This window comes from Fibrobacter sp. UWB10, assembly GCF_900182935.1.
Taxonomy (GTDB): domain Bacteria; phylum Fibrobacterota; class Fibrobacteria; order Fibrobacterales; family Fibrobacteraceae; genus Fibrobacter; species Fibrobacter succinogenes_O.
This window is the reverse complement of the sequence record NZ_FXUE01000003.1, coordinates 296019-312160: the sequence shown is the minus strand read 5'-3', so window position 1 is coordinate 312160 and position 16142 is coordinate 296019. Positions and strand designations below refer to the sequence as shown.

Here is a 16142-nt window from a genome sequence, read left to right as displayed (position 1 = left end):
CAAAAAGTTTACAATCAAAAAGTGAAAAAAATCAACTTTCTCAAGAAATTAAATGCAAAACGAAATAATAAAATTATATTTAAAGTATGAAATTCTCATTCTTGCTATTCTCTAGTATCGCTATAGCTACTCTCCTTTCCGCCTGTGCCGGTTCAAACAACAGCAACACTAGCGAAAGCCTGGAAGTTCCTACCAATATGCCCCCCATCTGCCGTGATATCGACTTTGTGGAACAGCCTGACATGCGCGAGATGTGTGGAGTCCGTACGGTGCATACCTTTGCCTATAAGAACATTCCGCAGCAGCGTTACCTGATCAAGCCGCAAGAAACATCGATTGTAAAGACTGGCAACGAATTGGAACTCCGTTTCCAGAACTCCCTTCCCCTCAAATTGGAAGGCCCCATTAACGACGAAATTGAATTTTCCCAGCAAAAACGCCTCGAAAAAATCAAGAATTCCTACGATTATCACGAAATTTACAACAAGGGTGCCCAGCGAATCCGCATTTTCAAGATGGGCATTCCGACCGACAAGGGAAACGTCTACAATTTCTGCTTCCGCATTCCCGAAAAGAAGGGTAACGCCCGTACCCGTAGCGTAGCCATGGGTAACCACATTGAAGCTTTGAGCTGCGAAGACTTCGACAAGCTTATCGCAGAAAACGCAAAGACCAAGTAGTCGACAGAGCTTACTTAGTAGAACTTAGGAAGCCTACAAAAGTGGGCTTTTCTTTTTTATTAAAATAACAGCTTTTTTCTAGGTGCCATGTTCTAAGCTCTAAGCTCTAAATTTCTACATTTGGCGTAGAAAATTCATGGCAGAAAGTAAATACATTCATAACGCCTTAAAGCAGGTGCACGTAAGCACTTCGTGCACGTCTGTTGTCGGTTTTTCGATTTCGGGGCTTGCGACCTACATTCAGCTCCCGGAACTAGATTTTTGCATTGATATGGGCGAATGCCCGCTTTCAGCAACCTCCTTGAATCACGTATTCCTGACGCACGCGCATGGCGATCATGCTCGTTGTCTGATGCGTCACCATAGCCTGCGCAAAATGATGGGCGTGGAACGCGAAAGCATTTATTATATGCCCGAACGCATTTGCGACGGAGCTCGCGACTGGATTCGTGCCGAGGCCATGTTCGAAGGCGTGCCCGAAAACAAATTCCGCTATCCCGAAATTGTCGGCGTGAGCGCAGGTGAACTCCAGTTTTTGGAACACCGTAAAGACTTGGCGCTCGAAGCGTTCGAAGTCAAGCACTCGATTCACGCTATGGGCGCCACCTTGTACCATTACAAGAAAAAGCTCAAGGATGAATACTTGGGAAAGACTCCCGACGAAATCATCAAACTGCGCGAGAGCGGTACTGAAATTACACGCGAAGTGTACGATCCACTGGTCAGCTTTATGGGCGATTGCATGGGAGAAAGCCTGCTGGAAAACCAACGCGTATTCCAGTCGAAAGTGCTGATTACGGAATGCACATTCCTTGCCCCCGAAGACTATGAAATGAGCCACAAGAAGGGCCACACACACATTTGCCAAATTGCAGATGCGCTGAACCGCATGGGCGACCAGGTGAAATGCGAAAAGATTATCCTTGCACATTTTTCGATGAAGTATTCCGAAAAATACATTCGCGAAATGATTGCAAAGGAAATTCCGGAAAAGTTTTTGGATAAGGTTGTAGCGTTTATATAAAATGTGAAATGTGTGATGTGAAATGTGAGATGAAAGAATTTATGGCAAACGAAGAAGTATTGAACGAAAGCGAAGAAAAAGTGGAAAAGGACGTGGTGATTCCTGAATTTTACCGCGACTTGAAAGAAGACCCGGAATCGAAGGGCCTTTGGCATTACGTGTTCCGCACGCACGGCGACCGTAAGCCGATTGCAACGCCTGATGGACTCCCCCACAAGCTGGACTTTAACTGGAAAGACATGTTCCCGAATATGGGCGACCGCGTGGAAGTCGAAATCGGAAGCGGCAAGGGCGGATTCCTTTCGGAATATGCTCCCAAGCACCCGGATACCGTTATCATGGGCAGCGAATGGGACTACACTTGGGCCAAGTTTGCACAGCGTAAGATGGACAAGGCAGGAGCCCTCGCCAACGCCACCATGCTCCGCGGCGACGTGTTCTTCTTTTTGCGTGACTGCGTGAAAGACAACACGGTAGATGCATTCCACATGTATTTCCCGGACCCGTGGCCGAAAGAACGCCACCACAAGAACCGCCTTTTGCGCCCGGACTTTTTGGTAGAAGTCGCCCGCGTGTTAAAGCCCGGCAAGCGCATTTTCTACTGGGGAACCGACCACCAGGAATACAACGAAGTTGCGCTCGAAGTTTTCGACAACTTTAAGGGTTGCAAAATTCTGGAACGAAACACCGCAGAACCTACCGAAGGCATTATGACCGGCTTCGAAAAGAAGTACCGCAAGGAAGGTCGCCCCATCTACCGAAGCGTTGTTGAATTCGAAAAATGACACTTAGTGTCAAGCTAAATTGCTAATTTATTTGCCGTATGTTAAAGCACCTGTCGATTAGTGGATTTACTTTGATTGCTCAAGCGGAAGTTCCGTTCCGCGATGGTTTTACTGCGATTACCGGCGAAACCGGTGCCGGAAAATCGGTGCTTTTAAAGGCGCTCCGCATTGTATGCGGCGACAAAGCGCAATCGACTATGGTGCGTACCGGCGAAGAAAAGGCTGTTGTCGAAGCCACATTCGACATTGCAAACGAGCCGCAGGTCAAGAAAGTCCTTGAAGAACTGGAGCTCGACAGCGACGACGAACTGATTATCCGCCGCGAAATTCAGGAAAACGGCAAGAGCCGCGCCCGTGTGAACGGAGCCGTAGTGGCCCTCCCCGATTTGCAGCGCCTGGGCGAAGAATTAATCCAGATGCACGGTCAGAGCGAACAGCTCTTGCTGCGCGACATTCGCACCCATACGCAGATGCTCGATGACTTTGCCGGAAACGGCGAACTGCTTGCCGAATACACAAGCGAATGGGCCACCTGGAACAAGATTCAAGACGAAATCAAGGCAACCGAAGAACGCGCGAAAAACTTGGCAGCCCAAAAGGACTTTTTGAAGTTCCAATTCGATGAGCTTTCAAAAGCAGCCCTGAAAGAAGGCGAAGAAGAAGCCCTCGAAGAAAAGGTGAACAGCGCAAGCAAGCAAGAAGCCGAAACCCGCTACTTGAACGACATTCAGGGAATGCTCGGTGGCGAAAACGGACTTTTGGACCAAGTGCAGATTTTGCAAGCCAAGATGCGTTCGCTTGCCGCAAAACTCCCGGACTACGAAGATTATCTGAAGTCGCTTGAAGAAGTGACTGACCCGTACGAAAGTGTTTGCAAAGACTTGTTGAGGTTGCACCCTTCGGCAGCCATGAGTGCCGCCGACATTGACCGCGCCAATGCCCGCATTGCCCAAATTCAGAAACTCAAGCGCAAGTACCGCACCGATGTTGCGGGCCTGATTGCCTTGACCGCACAACGCAAAGAAGAACTTTCGAGCCTCGAGAACTTGGACGCCGATTTGGAAGAACTTTCCAGGCAATCCAAGAAGGCACTCGAAGCACTGCAGGCAACCGCCCTCAAGCTGACGACTTCTCGCCAGAATGCAGCAGCCCGTTACGACAAGGCCGTTAGCGACATTCTGAATACACTCGGCATGCCGAAGGCGATTTTTGCAACATCGATTACCATGCAGGCTTTGTCGCCGAACGGTGCCGACAAGATTGAATTTACGCTCGCCCCAAACCCCGGCGAAGGATTCAAGAGCCTGCAAAAAGCGGTTTCGGGCGGCGAACTGTCTCGCGTCCTGCTTTCGATCAAGAGCGTGATGGCCGACCTCGACCGCGTGCCCCTCTTGATTTTCGACGAAGTGGATTCTGGAATCAGCGGCGAAGTCGGCAACAGCATCGGCGAAGCATTAAAGAATTTAGGCCAGCACCACCAAGTGCTCACGATTACGCACTTGCACCAGGTGGCAAGCCGCGCCAAGAACCAACTCGCGGTCAGCAAAGAAGAAATCGATGGCCGCACCTACACGCATGTGGTTGAACTCGACCACGATGGACGCATCAAGGAACTTTCTCGCATGCTCGGCGGCGAATCTGACACGATTCGCGAACATGCAAGACAACTTTTAGAAGTTTGACAGAGGCTTTAAATGACACAAGAACAGACATCCGATATTAGACTTCGCACACGCATTTGGAGCGTTATGCGCGCGATGGTTTTCATAGCCGTCATCGTCTTTATCTGGATGGGCATGGCCAAGACCGCCACCGCCCTAGTAGCAATCGCCCTGATTATGGGCTGGGTTAATTTGTACCAACTGCGTTCGCAAGAAATTGAAAAGCCCTATTATAGACTTTGGCTGAACGTGGTTGACGGTTTTCTTTCGTTCGTGGTGATGACCAGCATTTTCGTGCGCGACTTGCTCCAAAACGATCAAACCGAAAAATTGCTCGCCGTCGGTTGCGTATTCTTGCTTGCCCGCCTTGTCGCCCACACACTCTTTAGCCTCGGCGTTCTTCGCGAAGGAAAGTCTCTCCCCCGCAAGCGTCGCTGGAGCAAATTGTCAAACATTGCGATTACGGTAACGATGGGCGTGTACCTGCTGAACCTCGAAGATTACCAACAAATTTGCATGGTAACCTCAATTCTCTTGATTATCGCCTCGACTGTTGCATATGCCTATTGGTATTACCGCGATCCTGCTCACCGTAAGCCGCTTTCGATTGCAAGCCAGCTGACCATGAGCCGCATTGTGTTGACCCCGTTCTTCTTGTGGGTTTTCTTCTACGATAACGATTTGGATTACAGCAACAACAGCCTCGTTTTCAAGAGCCTTTCGTTGGTGATGGTGCTTGGCTTTATGCTGACCGACTTTTTAGATGGCTACCTCGCCCGCAAACTCGGTGAAGTGAGCACACTCGGCAAGTACTTGGACCCGTTCAGCGACAAGATTTCGAACATGACAATATTCATGTGCTTTATCGCTACAGGGTATGCTCCGGTGTGGATGGTAGCCCTCATTTACTTCCGCGAATCGAGCGTCGAAACTCTCCGTACGCTTGCCGCAAGCGAAGGTTTGATTATGCCGGCTCGCCGTAGTGGCAAATGGAAAACGGCTCTCCAGGGTATCGGTATTGTCGCCATTTTGCTTGGTGCCCTCGATCCGATGGAAGCAATTATCCCCAATTATCAATCATTCTGGGCAATTTTCCCGCAAGCTGTGATGGGCGTCATAACCGCAATTACCATTATTAGCGGTATTGATTATTTCGTCGCTAGCAAGCATATTCTGAAAAAATTCGTGTAAAAAACCCTTGACAGGGCTATAAAAATTTACTATATATGGTGCAACCTCGACGCGGGGTGGAGCAGTTGGTAGCTCGTCGGGCTCATAACCCGAAGGTCGCAGCGTTCAAGTCCTGCCCCCGCTACTAAAAAAGAATCCGGTTCTTCAAGAACGGATTCTTTTTTTATGTTTCTGTCAAAATTTTGACGGCGTTTTCTTGCTAAATTTGGGGCGTGGCGTTCTATTCTAACGAAATCATTCAGCAACTCAAAGCCCACGCAGATATTGCGTTGGTCATTGAGAATTTTGTTCCGCTGAAACGTTCCGGAAATGGCCGCTACTTGGGTGTCTGCCCCTTTCATGATGACAGAAGTCCTTCCATGAACGTCAACCCAAGCTTGGGAATTTATAAATGCTTTGCTTGTGGAGCAGGCGGTGACGTTTTCAAATTCGTGCAAGAACACGAAAAAATGGATTTTAAGGGGGCCGTGGAATGGGTCGCAAACTTTACCGGTTTTGCACTCCCCCAGCTAGGCGCCCCCGAAGACAGCGAAAAGACTGAAGAACGCGCCATGGTCCGCAGGCTGAACGAACTTGCCTGCCAATGGTTCGAGCAGCAACTCGCCCTTTCTCCCAAGGCACTCCAGTATCTTGCCAGCCGCCACATTACCGACGAAACCCGCAAGCTATTCCACATCGGTTACGCACCGGAAGGTCGCGAAGGCTTTATCGGGTATGCGGTCAAGAATGGTTTTTCGCCGCTGGACTGCGTTAAGGCGGGGCTCGCTGTCGAAAAAGAAAATGGCGGAATCTCGGATAAGTTCCGCGATCGCTTAATGATTGCAATTCAGAACCTTTCGGGCGTGATTGTCGCCTTCGGTGGCCGCGACCTCTCCGGAAAGAGCCACGCCAAGTACATGAACAGCCCGGAATCGGCGCTGTACCACAAGAGCGATATTCTATTCGGTTTGCACCAGAGCCGTCAAAGCATTGCAAAAGAAAATGCGGTGATTATCGTAGAAGGCTACTTCGACATGATTAGCCTGTATCAAGGCGGCGTCACGAACGTGGTGGCAGCCTCGGGAACGGCTTTGACCGAAACACACGCGAGCATTCTTGCCCGATACGCCAACACCGCCTACCTGGTATTCGACGGTGACGCTGCCGGCCAGAAGGCTACCCTCAGAAGTTTGGAAATTGTCTTGCCCAAGGGAATTGCACCTCGAGTGTTTGCGCTTTCGCGCCCCGATGGCACCAAGATTGACCCCGACAACTTTGTGAACGAACGCGGTGCCGACGCATTCCGCGCCGCTTTGCGAGATTCCGAAGACTGGCTTTCTTATTTGGCTCGCCAGCACGACATGCAAAGCCCCGAAGAACGCGCCCGCTTTGTGACTTACACCAAGTCGCTTGTAAAAAGCATTACCGACCGCGAACTTCAAAACCAGTATGTGAAGCTGATTGCGGAACGATTCAATACGAGCCGTTCCTTGGCTCAAGTAAAAAGCTTGAAGCCGCAAAAAGGCCCCGAAGAACGCCGACCGATGGCAGTAAACGCCGCCCCCGGCGCACCTGAAGTGATTCCGCAACTAGAGCAGGCCGCATCGCTTGACTGGGCAAGCATTCCGCCCATGGAAATCCGTTTTGCGAACTTGGTGCTTCGAAACCCGACGCTGATGGACCGCGCGCTGGAATACTTTGACATGGACTGGGCCGCAAGCGGAGTCCGCATGTTTGAATCTCCGGTGGTCGAAGAATTCGTGAATTCAGCCATTGCGCTTTACGCCGAAACTGGCGCAGTTTCGCCGCAGCTAATGTACGAAAATGTATCGCCCACGCTCAGGCTCTTTTTGGAAGGCTTGCCCGAAGAAAAGTGGAAGACTCCGCAAGAAATCATCGAATTTTACCAGACGCTAACCGTATTTTCGACCAAGCTTTGCGACAGACAAAAGCACATGATTCCGCTGACCAGCAACGAAGCGGTTGAAACGCGCATGCAGATGTCCAAGTTTACGCAGGGCATGCAAAAGTTGAACGCCCTGTTCAACGCCGAAAAGATTACGATTGACGCCTTCGCCGATCAAGTGGTACGCAGCAAGACTCAGCTGATACTGTTCCAGTCGGTGATTCAGGGCGCCCCGATGCCTGCGGCACCAACCGTGATTACACCGACCTCCATTCAGGCAACGCCCGCACCGGTTCAGACTGCACCTGTCCAAGCAGCCCCTGCACCGCAGTACTCGCAACCGAGTGCCCCTACATTTGCAGAAAATGTGCCGCAACCCCCTGCTGAATTTGCGCCTGAAAATTATTCCGAAGAGCAAATGCCAACCGACGAACCGCCCGAGGGCTTTGAGCCCCCGCCGCCCGAAGACGACGAAGAATATTCTTACGGCGGTGACGACAACATGGGCAATGACTTTGATGACTTCGGGTAATCTGTTCATCTGATTATAAAAAAAATTGATAAGACACAGGCCGCAAGTTTTTCTAAATTTGAGCCGTAAAAAAATGTTCTAGCGCAATAGCGCCGGAGGAATTATGCTGTCCATCAAGAACCTGAAAGCTAGTATCGAAGACGGAACCCAAATTTTGAAGGGTATCAATCTGGAAGTCAAACCGGGCGAAGTCCATGCCATTATGGGCCCCAACGGTTCCGGCAAAAGTACGCTTTCGAAGGTGATTGCAGGCCACCCCGCCTACACCGTGAATGACGGCTCCGTGACGCTCGATGGCAAGGACCTGCTTTCGATGGAAATTTGCGACCGCGCCAATTCCGGCCTGTTCATCAGCACGCAGTATCCGACCGAAATTCCGGGCGTGAACAACGTGGAATTCTTGCAGATGGCGCTCAACTCCAAGCGCGCCTACCTCGGGCTCGAACCGCTCGCCGATGCAGACTTCAAGAAACTCTGCGAAGAAAAGATGGCCATGCTCGAAATGGATGACCGTTACCGTGACCGCGGCGTGAACGACGGCTTTAGCGGTGGCGAAAAGAAGCGCAACGAAATTCTGCAGATGGCTATTTTGGATCCGAAGGTATCGTTCCTCGACGAAACGGACTCGGGTCTCGACATTGACGCTCTCCGCATTGTGGCTCATGGCATCAACCAGATTATGTCGCCCGAAAAGGCCGTGATTCTGGTGACGCACTACCAGAGACTTCTGGACTACATCAAGCCGACTTACGTGCATGTGCTGCGCCACGGCAAGATTATTCTTTCGGGCGGTCCGGAACTCGCCCTCAAGCTCGAAGAACAAGGTTACGACTGGATTGAGGAAAACTAATGGACGCCATTACCCGCATTAAACAATTGGGAATGCCGCGTCGCAATAACGAATTGTGGACGTTTTTCCCGGTCAACAAGATTCAGGCTCCTGAATTCCCGAGTGAATGCACTTGTGACGAAGACTTCGCAAGCGAAGACGACTTTGCCGCCCTTTTGCCGATTGCCTGCAACGCCCGCCAGCTCGTGAAGACTATTGATGACGGCGAAAACGAAATGGCGATGCTCAAGTGCAACAACGACTTCGGTCGCACGGTTTTGAACATCGGCAAGAACGCAAAGGCTAGCATTGAAATCCTTGACAACAAGGTGATGCATGAAATTTGCGCGGAACGCTTCGATATCAATGTCGCTGAAGGCGCCGAACTCGAAATCTTTTTTGCGAACCCCACTAACGACTTGCCTTTGACCTTTAGGCATTTCGACATCAAGCAGGCCGCGAATTCGACGGTGCATTTCGCAAACGTTTTGCAAGACAGCGGCATTGGCCGTATTAGCGCCCACGTGGAACTGAACGGCGAAGGAGCAAACTTCGATTACCGCAGTTTGAATATTCTGAAGGGTACAGCCTCTAAGCACCAACGCCTGACGATTTTGCACAACGCTCCCAGCACGGTGAGCACGCAGTTCGTGCGCAACATTCTCGACGAAAACGCTTACGCCAGCTACGACGGCCAAGTGGTCGTTGGTAACAATTGCAGCCAAGTGAATTCGAGCCAGTTGGTGAATACGATTCTCTTAAGCGACGGCCCCAGCGTTTCCGTGAAGCCGGTGCTCAAGATTTACCACGATGACGTGGAATGTACGCACGGCAATACCGTGGGCGAACTCGACAAGGATCAGATGTTCTATTTGACAAGCCGCGGAATTCCGGCTGACAAGGCCCGCGAAATGCTGACTAAGGCATTTGCGAAGGAATTGTTCCTGGAATTGCCTGATGGGGCCGCGAAGAAACGCTTGATGCAGGCGCTCTAGCGCGAGTACACAGTCAACACGTCGGGCCCGAGCATGAAGGATTCGCGGGCGACGAGGGCTGTGGGAAGTTCGGGATAAGTTAAGCCGTCGGCGCCGCTGGATTCAAGCGCACGATCGACCGCGGGGTCGGAAGATTGCCATAAATCGAGGCGATTCCAGAGACCGCATTTAAAAATTTCATCAGCAAGACGAGCGCCAGGTTCTACCATGAGGCGGTGCATGCCGCGGGCGGAGAGATTCGCATGCATCTCGTGCCAGTTGGCAACGAAGGACGCATTACTTAAAGCGACGACTTCAACTGCGAAATTTTCAGCAGCCGGCGCTGCCCCCACATTCTTTAATTTCTCAAGATTTTTTTCAAGCGCGGGCTGCGGCACGCATGTAAAGACAATGGGAGCCTTGCCTTCTTCTACAGGCGCCTGGAATATGCGAAGGGTAGCCACTTCGGCTGCGGTAAATTCATGATGCCCGGCCCAGATGATTTTGACAGGATTGTTCCCTTGGGCAAAACGGACATCGAGCGAAGGGTTGTCGGCAAGTACGGTGCCTGCGCCCACCAGGATTGCATCGCTCATGGCGCGAAGTTCATGATTCCAGCAATTGGCGCCTTGAGCGGTGATCTTAAGCGACGCATTGCACGCAGCACCCTTTGCACCGCCACCTACAACCGCCCCCATGTAGCCTTCTTGCGAAATGGCGGATTTTAATTCTACAAAAGTCGCCTTGTTGCGCACGAAATAGTCATACGCTTCGAAGAATCGTTCGATTTCGTGAAAGACCATGCGAGCTTCGGCAAGCGCCTCGGCGCGAGTCTCCGGCTCCCCCATGACTGTTGAATTTTCTGAAAGCACCTTGCAGCCGTCATGGGAGCAAGAATCATCCCAGCCACTTTCAACAATAGCACGCTCGCAAGCATCCTGGCCTTCAAAGACCTTGATTCCAGCTTCTTCGAGAATGGCTCGGCTCTTGCCGCGCACCACCGGATTCGGGTCGGCATGCGCGAAGTAGACTTCTTTGATGCCAGCATCGATGATTGCCTTTGTGCAGGGGGGCGTGCGGCCATAATGGCAGCAAGGTTCCAGCGTTACATAGATGGCCGCCCCGCGGGCGAGTTCGCCCGCGTCACGCAGCGCCATCACCTCGGCATGAGCATTCCCAGGGCGCTGTGTACGCCCCTTCCCGACGACGATTCCGTCTTTAACGACAACGGCGCCCACGGCAGGATTCGGTCGGCTAATCCCGACCGAGAAGAGTGAGGTCTCAAACGCTAGCTGTAAATAATTCATATTCAAGATTGCTGATCCCGGCCTTCGCCGGGATGACGAGGGCAACAGGCTTACTTCTTCGGGAATGCGTTGAAGCCTCCGAGGACGTTATACACGCGGGTGTAGCCCTGGTCCATCAGGAACTTGGAGGCAGCTTCGCTACGACGGCCAGAACGGCAGTAAATCAGCAAGTCCTTGTCCTTCGGAAGTTCGCCGAAACGGTTTCTCAGTTCACCCAGCGGAATGTTCACTGCATACGGAGCATAGCCTTCGTTCAATTCTGCAGCATTACGCACATCCACGTAAATACCACCGTTGGCATTCATTTCGATCGCCTTGGCCCAATCAACAGACTGGATACCGGCACGCACCGCCGCATCAGACGGAGCCGGAGCAGGCTTTGCAGCAGGCTGTTCAGCAACCGGCTTTGCTTCCACCTTCACTTCTTCGGCCTTCTTTTCTTCACAACCTGCGAAAATGAACATCGAGGCCACAGCAAGTATCATTAACTTTTTCATTTTTTCTCCATAAGAACGTTATTTACTGAATTAAAATCGTTTTCGTCCAACTGCAAATACACGCCCAACACGCGATACGTGTATCCGTCATCGCGTTTGAGAGGTACTGCATTGAACCACAAAAGACGCTTTCCCACACCGAAAGGACCTTTCCAAGATTTAGAAAGTCCCTTTTCGAAAACTTCTGAAAGAACTCCATGGAACAGCGTGAAATACCGGGGGCGAACCACTTCAAGCAAGCGCTTACCTTCGATTTCTTCGGGATTCGGGCTACCGAACGCAAGCGAAAACGCCTGGTTACAGCCACAAACCTTATAGTCTCTATCAATCCAGAACATGCGAATATCCGGGAACGCAAGGGCTGAAACCTGAGTCGCTTCACTCACGCCGGAACCTTCGACCATCGAATTTTCAAGGTGCATGTCCAAACGACGCGCCGTACCGCGGAATACGATTTTGGCGTTTTCTTCGGTATAAAGGCGACCACAGAACGCATACCAGTCCAACTTGCCGTTTTCACCCAGCAAGCGCAGACGCACCCCGTGATTTTCGCTGGAATTCTGACCCGTGGCACGGAATTCCACAATGCGCGCGTTCAAGTGCTTGTCAAAGAAGGCGTAGTCGTCATCGGGCATCATCGCTCGAATATCCTGAACGCCCTGCGTTCTCGGAATCGCACGACCTTCGTCGTCTACGAGCGGAGTCAAGAAGGTAAACGTACGGGTATCGACATCCATCGACCACAAAAAGTCGCCCGTATTCTGCAAAAGCATGTCGACCTTTTCTTTCAATTCGTCACGCTGGGTTCTCGATTCCACGTCCAAAGTCACGTTCGTGAGCAAAAGCACCATGTGGACATCGGCCCCCTGCTTTTGCATACTTGCACGAATTTCGTACCAGTTGATACCGTCCCCCACGTCTTGCGAAAACACAAACGGAATGTCGGGATAAGCATCCAGGCCTTTGACGTATTCCAAAAAGCGCTTGTACTCCGAAGCCGAAAAAATCTTCTTAAAAGACCTCTGGCGCAAAATGGAATTATAAAGCGGGTCCGAAATATAGGTCGGGGTAGCATCGATCAAACGCCCTTCTTTAGAGACAATCACCAAAAAGTCGCTAAGATAGCTTGCAAAAATGGAATAAATCTTTTGCTTGCTCAGCAAATCCCTAATCAAGAGAACAGATATCACAAATGCTGTTATGACCAACAAACAGAAAAAGGATACAGCAATGAGAATACTTACAGATACCTGCATATTTATAATATAGTCTTTTTTCTTATGGATTTAGAGATAGAAAAGCCAAACCAATCCCATAATGAGCCGGCATTGCCGTACGCCCCCGAAAAGTTCCAGTTCCCAATCGAAAACACAATCGAGACCGACATGGCAAAGTCCGGAAACCGGTATACCGAATAAATTGCGAAATGCTCAAACTTCAGGTAATCACCCACATTGAGCGATTTACCATCGAATTCAACAAACGCCCCAATGCGCGAGCCTTCAAAGCGAAGAGCCAACGCATAATCAAATTCAAAATACGAATCGTGATTCAAAAGAGACAACATCGCCGAAAGCGACAGCGGACTTCTGACCAAAGTAGCCCCCGCCTTGTAACGATTGCTGGTCCACGATTCACCCGCAAAGTCATCCCCTTTTGGCACCCAGTCGATAGAAAGCCCGTAGCCGACTCCCGCGACAAAGCCCACACAATCTTTCGAAAGACTTGCTACCGAGAAATCCCATTCCGAATAAACTTGCCTGTACAAAGAATCCATTTCGAGGTACGAGCCCGAAAAAGCGAGGCGGTAGCGGTCATAGTCGCCGGAGCGCCCCCATCCGAATTCGCCGCCTACCCCCACCACCGAGAGCGAGACCGCTGGCACCTGGGCGTAGGCGACTTCAAAGCCCGGGTCAGCCACCTGTGCCGGATTTTCCATAAGATTTTCCATCAGCAAAAAATCCTTGGCGCAAGCGATACATGCTAGCCAAGCAATCAAAAGAATCAGCCTTCGCATTACGGCCTCACCAAAAATCCGACCAATTGCTCATAGCGGCCCGAAGCGAGTGCGATATAGGCAGCGCCTATACCCACAAGGCGGTCAAGCGGCACATTGACCCAAGCGTTGGAATGCGCTGGCACGGTTGTTTTCCACTGCTCGCGGCCGGCCGAATCTAGCAGCCGAAGTGCGACCGGGAATTCACTTTCGACATAAACCCGAAGCGGAGTCTTGTTTACTCGCACCAAGCGCGTCGATAGCCGGAATGTAAAGGGAGCCTGGTTGCCCGATTGCGTTTTCTCGCCTTTGTCTGCGGACCCACCCCAAAGAATGCTCCGGTCCGAGTCACGAGCGCTTTGGTAGCCCGGCGTGTTTTCGGCCCTGCCGGTGCGCGGGTTAAACCCCGAGGGGCAGGTTACGATCGACTTGTCCCAGGCAACGCTATCGATAATGGAGTCACCCTTGCAAATGGCAAGCGAGCCCGCCGTGTTGTTCAGGTAGCCCATGGCATACTGAATCAGGCGTACATCCTTAAACCCGAGGTATTCGCGCAACAGGAGCGTATCGCGGGTGAGAAGCACGGTTTCGAACGGAGCAATCGAGTCGTGCTTGTTTTTGCCCGTAAGCCAATTCTTGGCCCGGTTGCAAAAGCGGAATTCTTCGAGAGGTTGCGGAGAGTCGGAGGCGTTGTAGACTTCGACCCATTCCGGTTCGGGCTCCGCGGGGCAATGGTGCACCTCGGTAAAGTAGAGTTTTGGAATATCAGAAAACGCCACGCCTACAAAAAGCGCGACAAATAACGCGGTTAGACGCAGACATGCGCCAAATGGATTCATGGGACCCCTAAGGGGTTACTGCTCTTAGCCGACAAGCGGCGCCATATTTTAGGAGCAGGGCGTTACCCAGACACCGTTAGTCAACGGTATATTCGTTGGGCAACATATAGGCAAGCGGGTTAACAGGGCTATTATGAACCCAGACCTCGTAATGGAGGTGCGGACCCACAGAGCGGCCGGTGTTACCCATATAACCAATCACCTGGTAACGATGCACATACTGATCCGGCTGCACAATAGACAGCTGCATGTGACCGTAGCGTGTCTTAATGCCGTTTCCGTGGTCAATCGTGACAAAGTTACCGAAGGTCGAACTCAGCTGGGCAACTTCCACCACGCCATCGGCAGGGGCGTAAATCGGGGTCCAGCGTTCGTTTGCAATATCCACACCCTGGTGCATCTTGCCGACTTCACCCGTCACCGGATGGATACGGGGGCCGAAAGCGGAAGCGTAGCGACCGTTAGTCGGAGAAATGGACGGAATGAAGCGCCACATGTAATGCTTCTGGTCCATGAACTTGTTCAGAGTACGGAAAGACGAGTCGTTGTTCGCAAGCTTGCCCTGGATACGTTCGGCAGTTTCATTCAAAATGGACATGCGTTCGTAAACCGGAGATGTCTTGCGAAGCAAAAGGGAGTTCGGGCTTACAGAACCTCCGGTACCGAGTTCGCGGGAACCCTTGTCCTGGGTCGGCAGTCCAAAGCTTGCGTAAAGGCGGTTTTCGTCGGAGAAGAAAGAAGCCGTGGTGTTCGACAGGTAGTCGAGGGTCCCCTGAATCTGGGACATTTCCTTGTCGAGCTTCTGGCGTTCGTTCAACTGGTGGTTCAGGACGCCATCGTAAATCGTGGTCGAGACCATCTGGACGATAAACAACAATACACCAATCACAACGAAGACACGAAGCACAGGCCATGCCTTGAACAAGAACACCGGCATGTGCACGGTCATCGACTTCGAGGAGTTCTGGAAGTGTATGGTTGTCTTGTATAAATTCACGGGCGAAAAGATAGTAAAAAGGTCTTTCGTGGCAATGTAAAATAGTGTGATGTGGCACACTCAACGGCCTTTTCATGCCAAAAACGCCATTTTTGGGCTAAAATCGCCAAAAATCCGTTAAAAACGGAACAAAAAAGTAATTTTACGAAAGTTGTAAAAACGGCGTTTTTTACACTTCGTTATCGATATCGATGAACTTGGCCGGGATACCCAGTTCGGCCTGAATTTTGGCGGCGAGGGCCCGAACACCGAAAATTTCGGTACGGTGGTGACCGCAACTGAGCAGGTTAAAGCCGAGTTCTTCGCAAGCGATAGGAACGGCTTCCTTGATTTCGCCGGTCACGAAAGCGTCGCAACCGAGGGCGATTGCTTCTTCGATGGCAGGAGCACCTGCCGAACCACTGCAAACGGCCACCTTCTTAATAGAAGACTTTCCGTACATCAGGGCATGCTGCACCCCATGTTCAAACACCGTTTTCGCCTGGTCCACGAAAGATTGGCTAGAAACAGGTTCGGTAAACTCGCCCACGACTCCGATGGTGCGTTCACCTTCCCACAGGAACCCTTCCACATTTTGGAGCCCGAAAGCGTTGGCTATCAAGATGTTATTCCCCACTTCCATGTGGCCGTCAAGCGGCAGGTGGAAGCCGTAAAGCGAGATTCCGTTCTGCATCAGGCGGCGCATGCGCTCGCCAAACTTGCCCACGAGCCTGCAATTTTCGCCCTTCCAAAAGCCATTCGGGTGGTGGACGATAATGCAGTCGGCCTTGTTTTCGATGGCAGCATCGATCAAGCGGTCGCGGAAAGAGACCCCCGTAACGATTCGGCAGACCTTGTCGGAAGCTTCGACGCAAAGTCCGTCGACGCAATAATCCTTGAAGAGCTTGGGTTCAAGCAGGTTGTCTAGCCATGTCGAGAATTCGGAAATTTGCATCGGGGACCTCT

Annotated in this window: 15 protein-coding genes and 1 tRNA gene; 9 read left to right on the top strand and 7 right to left on the bottom strand. The window is 51.4% G+C overall.

Annotation, left to right across the window (positions count from 1 at the left end):
- Positions 1 to 86 precede the first annotated feature (86 nt).
- From QOL41_RS10125 to QOL41_RS10085, 9 genes are all read left to right on the top strand, one after another.
- Positions 87 to 680 carry a hypothetical protein gene (locus QOL41_RS10125; RefSeq protein WP_173652948.1) on the top strand — a complete coding sequence of 198 codons (594 nt, stop codon included), beginning with the start codon at positions 87 to 89 and terminating at the stop codon, positions 678 to 680.
- 136 nt (positions 681 to 816) lie between these two features.
- Positions 817 to 1704 (top strand): MBL fold metallo-hydrolase, encoded by an 888-nt coding sequence (locus QOL41_RS10120; protein WP_283429660.1) that lies wholly within the window; start codon positions 817 to 819, stop codon positions 1702 to 1704.
- A gap of 41 nt (positions 1705 to 1745) precedes the next feature.
- The gene (gene trmB, locus QOL41_RS10115; protein ID WP_283429659.1) at positions 1746 to 2489 is read left to right on the top strand and encodes a tRNA (guanine(46)-N(7))-methyltransferase TrmB; all 744 of its coding nucleotides are present in this window, start codon (positions 1746 to 1748) and stop codon (positions 2487 to 2489) included.
- A gap of 38 nt (positions 2490 to 2527) precedes the next feature.
- A complete protein-coding gene (gene recN / locus QOL41_RS10110) occupies positions 2528 to 4171 on the top strand; it encodes a DNA repair protein RecN (RefSeq protein WP_283429658.1) in 1644 nt (547 codons plus the stop codon).
- A 12-nt stretch (positions 4172 to 4183) separates the two neighbouring features.
- On the top strand, positions 4184 to 5341 hold the full coding sequence (gene pgsA / locus QOL41_RS10105; protein ID WP_173652944.1) for a CDP-diacylglycerol--glycerol-3-phosphate 3-phosphatidyltransferase: 1158 nt from the start codon (positions 4184 to 4186) through the stop codon (positions 5339 to 5341).
- Between the two features lie 50 nt (positions 5342 to 5391).
- A tRNA-Met gene (locus QOL41_RS10100) sits at positions 5392 to 5465 on the top strand.
- 88 nt (positions 5466 to 5553) lie between these two features.
- Positions 5554 to 7758 (top strand): DNA primase, encoded by a 2205-nt coding sequence (gene dnaG / locus QOL41_RS10095; protein ID WP_283429657.1) that lies wholly within the window; start codon positions 5554 to 5556, stop codon positions 7756 to 7758.
- A 103-nt stretch (positions 7759 to 7861) separates the two neighbouring features.
- Positions 7862 to 8608 (top strand): Fe-S cluster assembly ATPase SufC, encoded by a 747-nt coding sequence (sufC, locus tag QOL41_RS10090; RefSeq protein WP_072799571.1) that lies wholly within the window; start codon positions 7862 to 7864, stop codon positions 8606 to 8608.
- Positions 8608 to 9582: a SufD family Fe-S cluster assembly protein gene (locus tag QOL41_RS10085; RefSeq protein ID WP_283429656.1), complete on the top strand. Its 975-nt coding sequence runs from the start codon at positions 8608 to 8610 to the stop codon at positions 9580 to 9582. The genes sufC and QOL41_RS10085 overlap by 1 nt, the downstream gene beginning before the upstream one ends.
- Here the strand turns inward: QOL41_RS10085 and QOL41_RS10080 are convergent.
- From QOL41_RS10080 to QOL41_RS10050, 7 genes are all read right to left on the bottom strand, one after another.
- On the bottom strand, positions 9579 to 10868 hold the full coding sequence (locus QOL41_RS10080) for a bifunctional diaminohydroxyphosphoribosylaminopyrimidine deaminase/5-amino-6-(5-phosphoribosylamino)uracil reductase (protein ID WP_283429655.1): 1290 nt from the start codon (positions 10866 to 10868) through the stop codon (positions 9579 to 9581). The genes QOL41_RS10085 and QOL41_RS10080 overlap by 4 nt on opposite strands.
- 50 nt (positions 10869 to 10918) lie before the next feature.
- Positions 10919 to 11365, bottom strand: a complete 447-nt coding sequence (locus QOL41_RS10075; RefSeq protein WP_283429654.1) for a rhodanese-like domain-containing protein — start codon at positions 11363 to 11365, stop codon at positions 10919 to 10921.
- Positions 11362 to 12621 (bottom strand): PAS domain-containing protein, encoded by a 1260-nt coding sequence (locus QOL41_RS10070; protein ID WP_173652940.1) that lies wholly within the window; start codon positions 12619 to 12621, stop codon positions 11362 to 11364. The genes QOL41_RS10075 and QOL41_RS10070 overlap by 4 nt, the downstream gene beginning before the upstream one ends.
- Before the next feature lie 2 nt (positions 12622 to 12623).
- The gene (locus tag QOL41_RS10065) at positions 12624 to 13382 is read right to left on the bottom strand and encodes a hypothetical protein (RefSeq protein WP_283429653.1); all 759 of its coding nucleotides are present in this window, start codon (positions 13380 to 13382) and stop codon (positions 12624 to 12626) included.
- Positions 13382 to 14140: a lamin tail domain-containing protein gene (locus QOL41_RS10060; RefSeq protein WP_283429652.1), complete on the bottom strand. Its 759-nt coding sequence runs from the start codon at positions 14138 to 14140 to the stop codon at positions 13382 to 13384. The genes QOL41_RS10065 and QOL41_RS10060 overlap by 1 nt, the downstream gene beginning before the upstream one ends.
- A gap of 136 nt (positions 14141 to 14276) precedes the next feature.
- A complete protein-coding gene (locus tag QOL41_RS10055; protein ID WP_283429651.1) occupies positions 14277 to 15197 on the bottom strand; it encodes a M23 family metallopeptidase in 921 nt (306 codons plus the stop codon).
- Between the two features lie 169 nt (positions 15198 to 15366).
- Complete coding sequence (locus QOL41_RS10050; protein WP_283429650.1) at positions 15367 to 16131, bottom strand: Nif3-like dinuclear metal center hexameric protein; 765 nt, start codon at positions 16129 to 16131, stop codon at positions 15367 to 15369.
- Positions 16132 to 16142: the final 11 nt, after the last annotated feature.

What these genes read in the sequence shown, in the direction of transcription:
- sufC (WP_072799571.1), top strand. Translation starts at nt 7,862, where the DNA reads ATGCTGTCCATCAAGAACCTGAAAGCTAGTATCGAAGACGGAACCCAA.
- QOL41_RS10085 (WP_283429656.1), top strand. Translation starts at nt 8,608, where the DNA reads ATGGACGCCATTACCCGCATTAAACAATTGGGAATGCCGCGTCGCAAT.
- QOL41_RS10065 (WP_283429653.1), bottom strand. Translation starts at nt 13,382, where the DNA reads ATGCGAAGGCTGATTCTTTTGATTGCTTGGCTAGCATGTATCGCTTGC.
- trmB (WP_283429659.1), top strand. Translation starts at nt 1,746, where the DNA reads ATGGCAAACGAAGAAGTATTGAACGAAAGCGAAGAAAAAGTGGAAAAG.
- pgsA (WP_173652944.1), top strand. Translation starts at nt 4,184, where the DNA reads ATGACACAAGAACAGACATCCGATATTAGACTTCGCACACGCATTTGG.
- recN (WP_283429658.1), top strand. Translation starts at nt 2,528, where the DNA reads ATGTTAAAGCACCTGTCGATTAGTGGATTTACTTTGATTGCTCAAGCG.
- QOL41_RS10125 (WP_173652948.1), top strand. Translation starts at nt 87, where the DNA reads ATGAAATTCTCATTCTTGCTATTCTCTAGTATCGCTATAGCTACTCTC.
- QOL41_RS10070 (WP_173652940.1), bottom strand. Translation starts at nt 12,621, where the DNA reads ATGCAGGTATCTGTAAGTATTCTCATTGCTGTATCCTTTTTCTGTTTG.
- QOL41_RS10080 (WP_283429655.1), bottom strand. Translation starts at nt 10,868, where the DNA reads ATGAATTATTTACAGCTAGCGTTTGAGACCTCACTCTTCTCGGTCGGG.
- QOL41_RS10120 (WP_283429660.1), top strand. Translation starts at nt 817, where the DNA reads ATGGCAGAAAGTAAATACATTCATAACGCCTTAAAGCAGGTGCACGTA.
- QOL41_RS10050 (WP_283429650.1), bottom strand. Translation starts at nt 16,131, where the DNA reads ATGCAAATTTCCGAATTCTCGACATGGCTAGACAACCTGCTTGAACCC.
- QOL41_RS10075 (WP_283429654.1), bottom strand. Translation starts at nt 11,365, where the DNA reads ATGAAAAAGTTAATGATACTTGCTGTGGCCTCGATGTTCATTTTCGCA.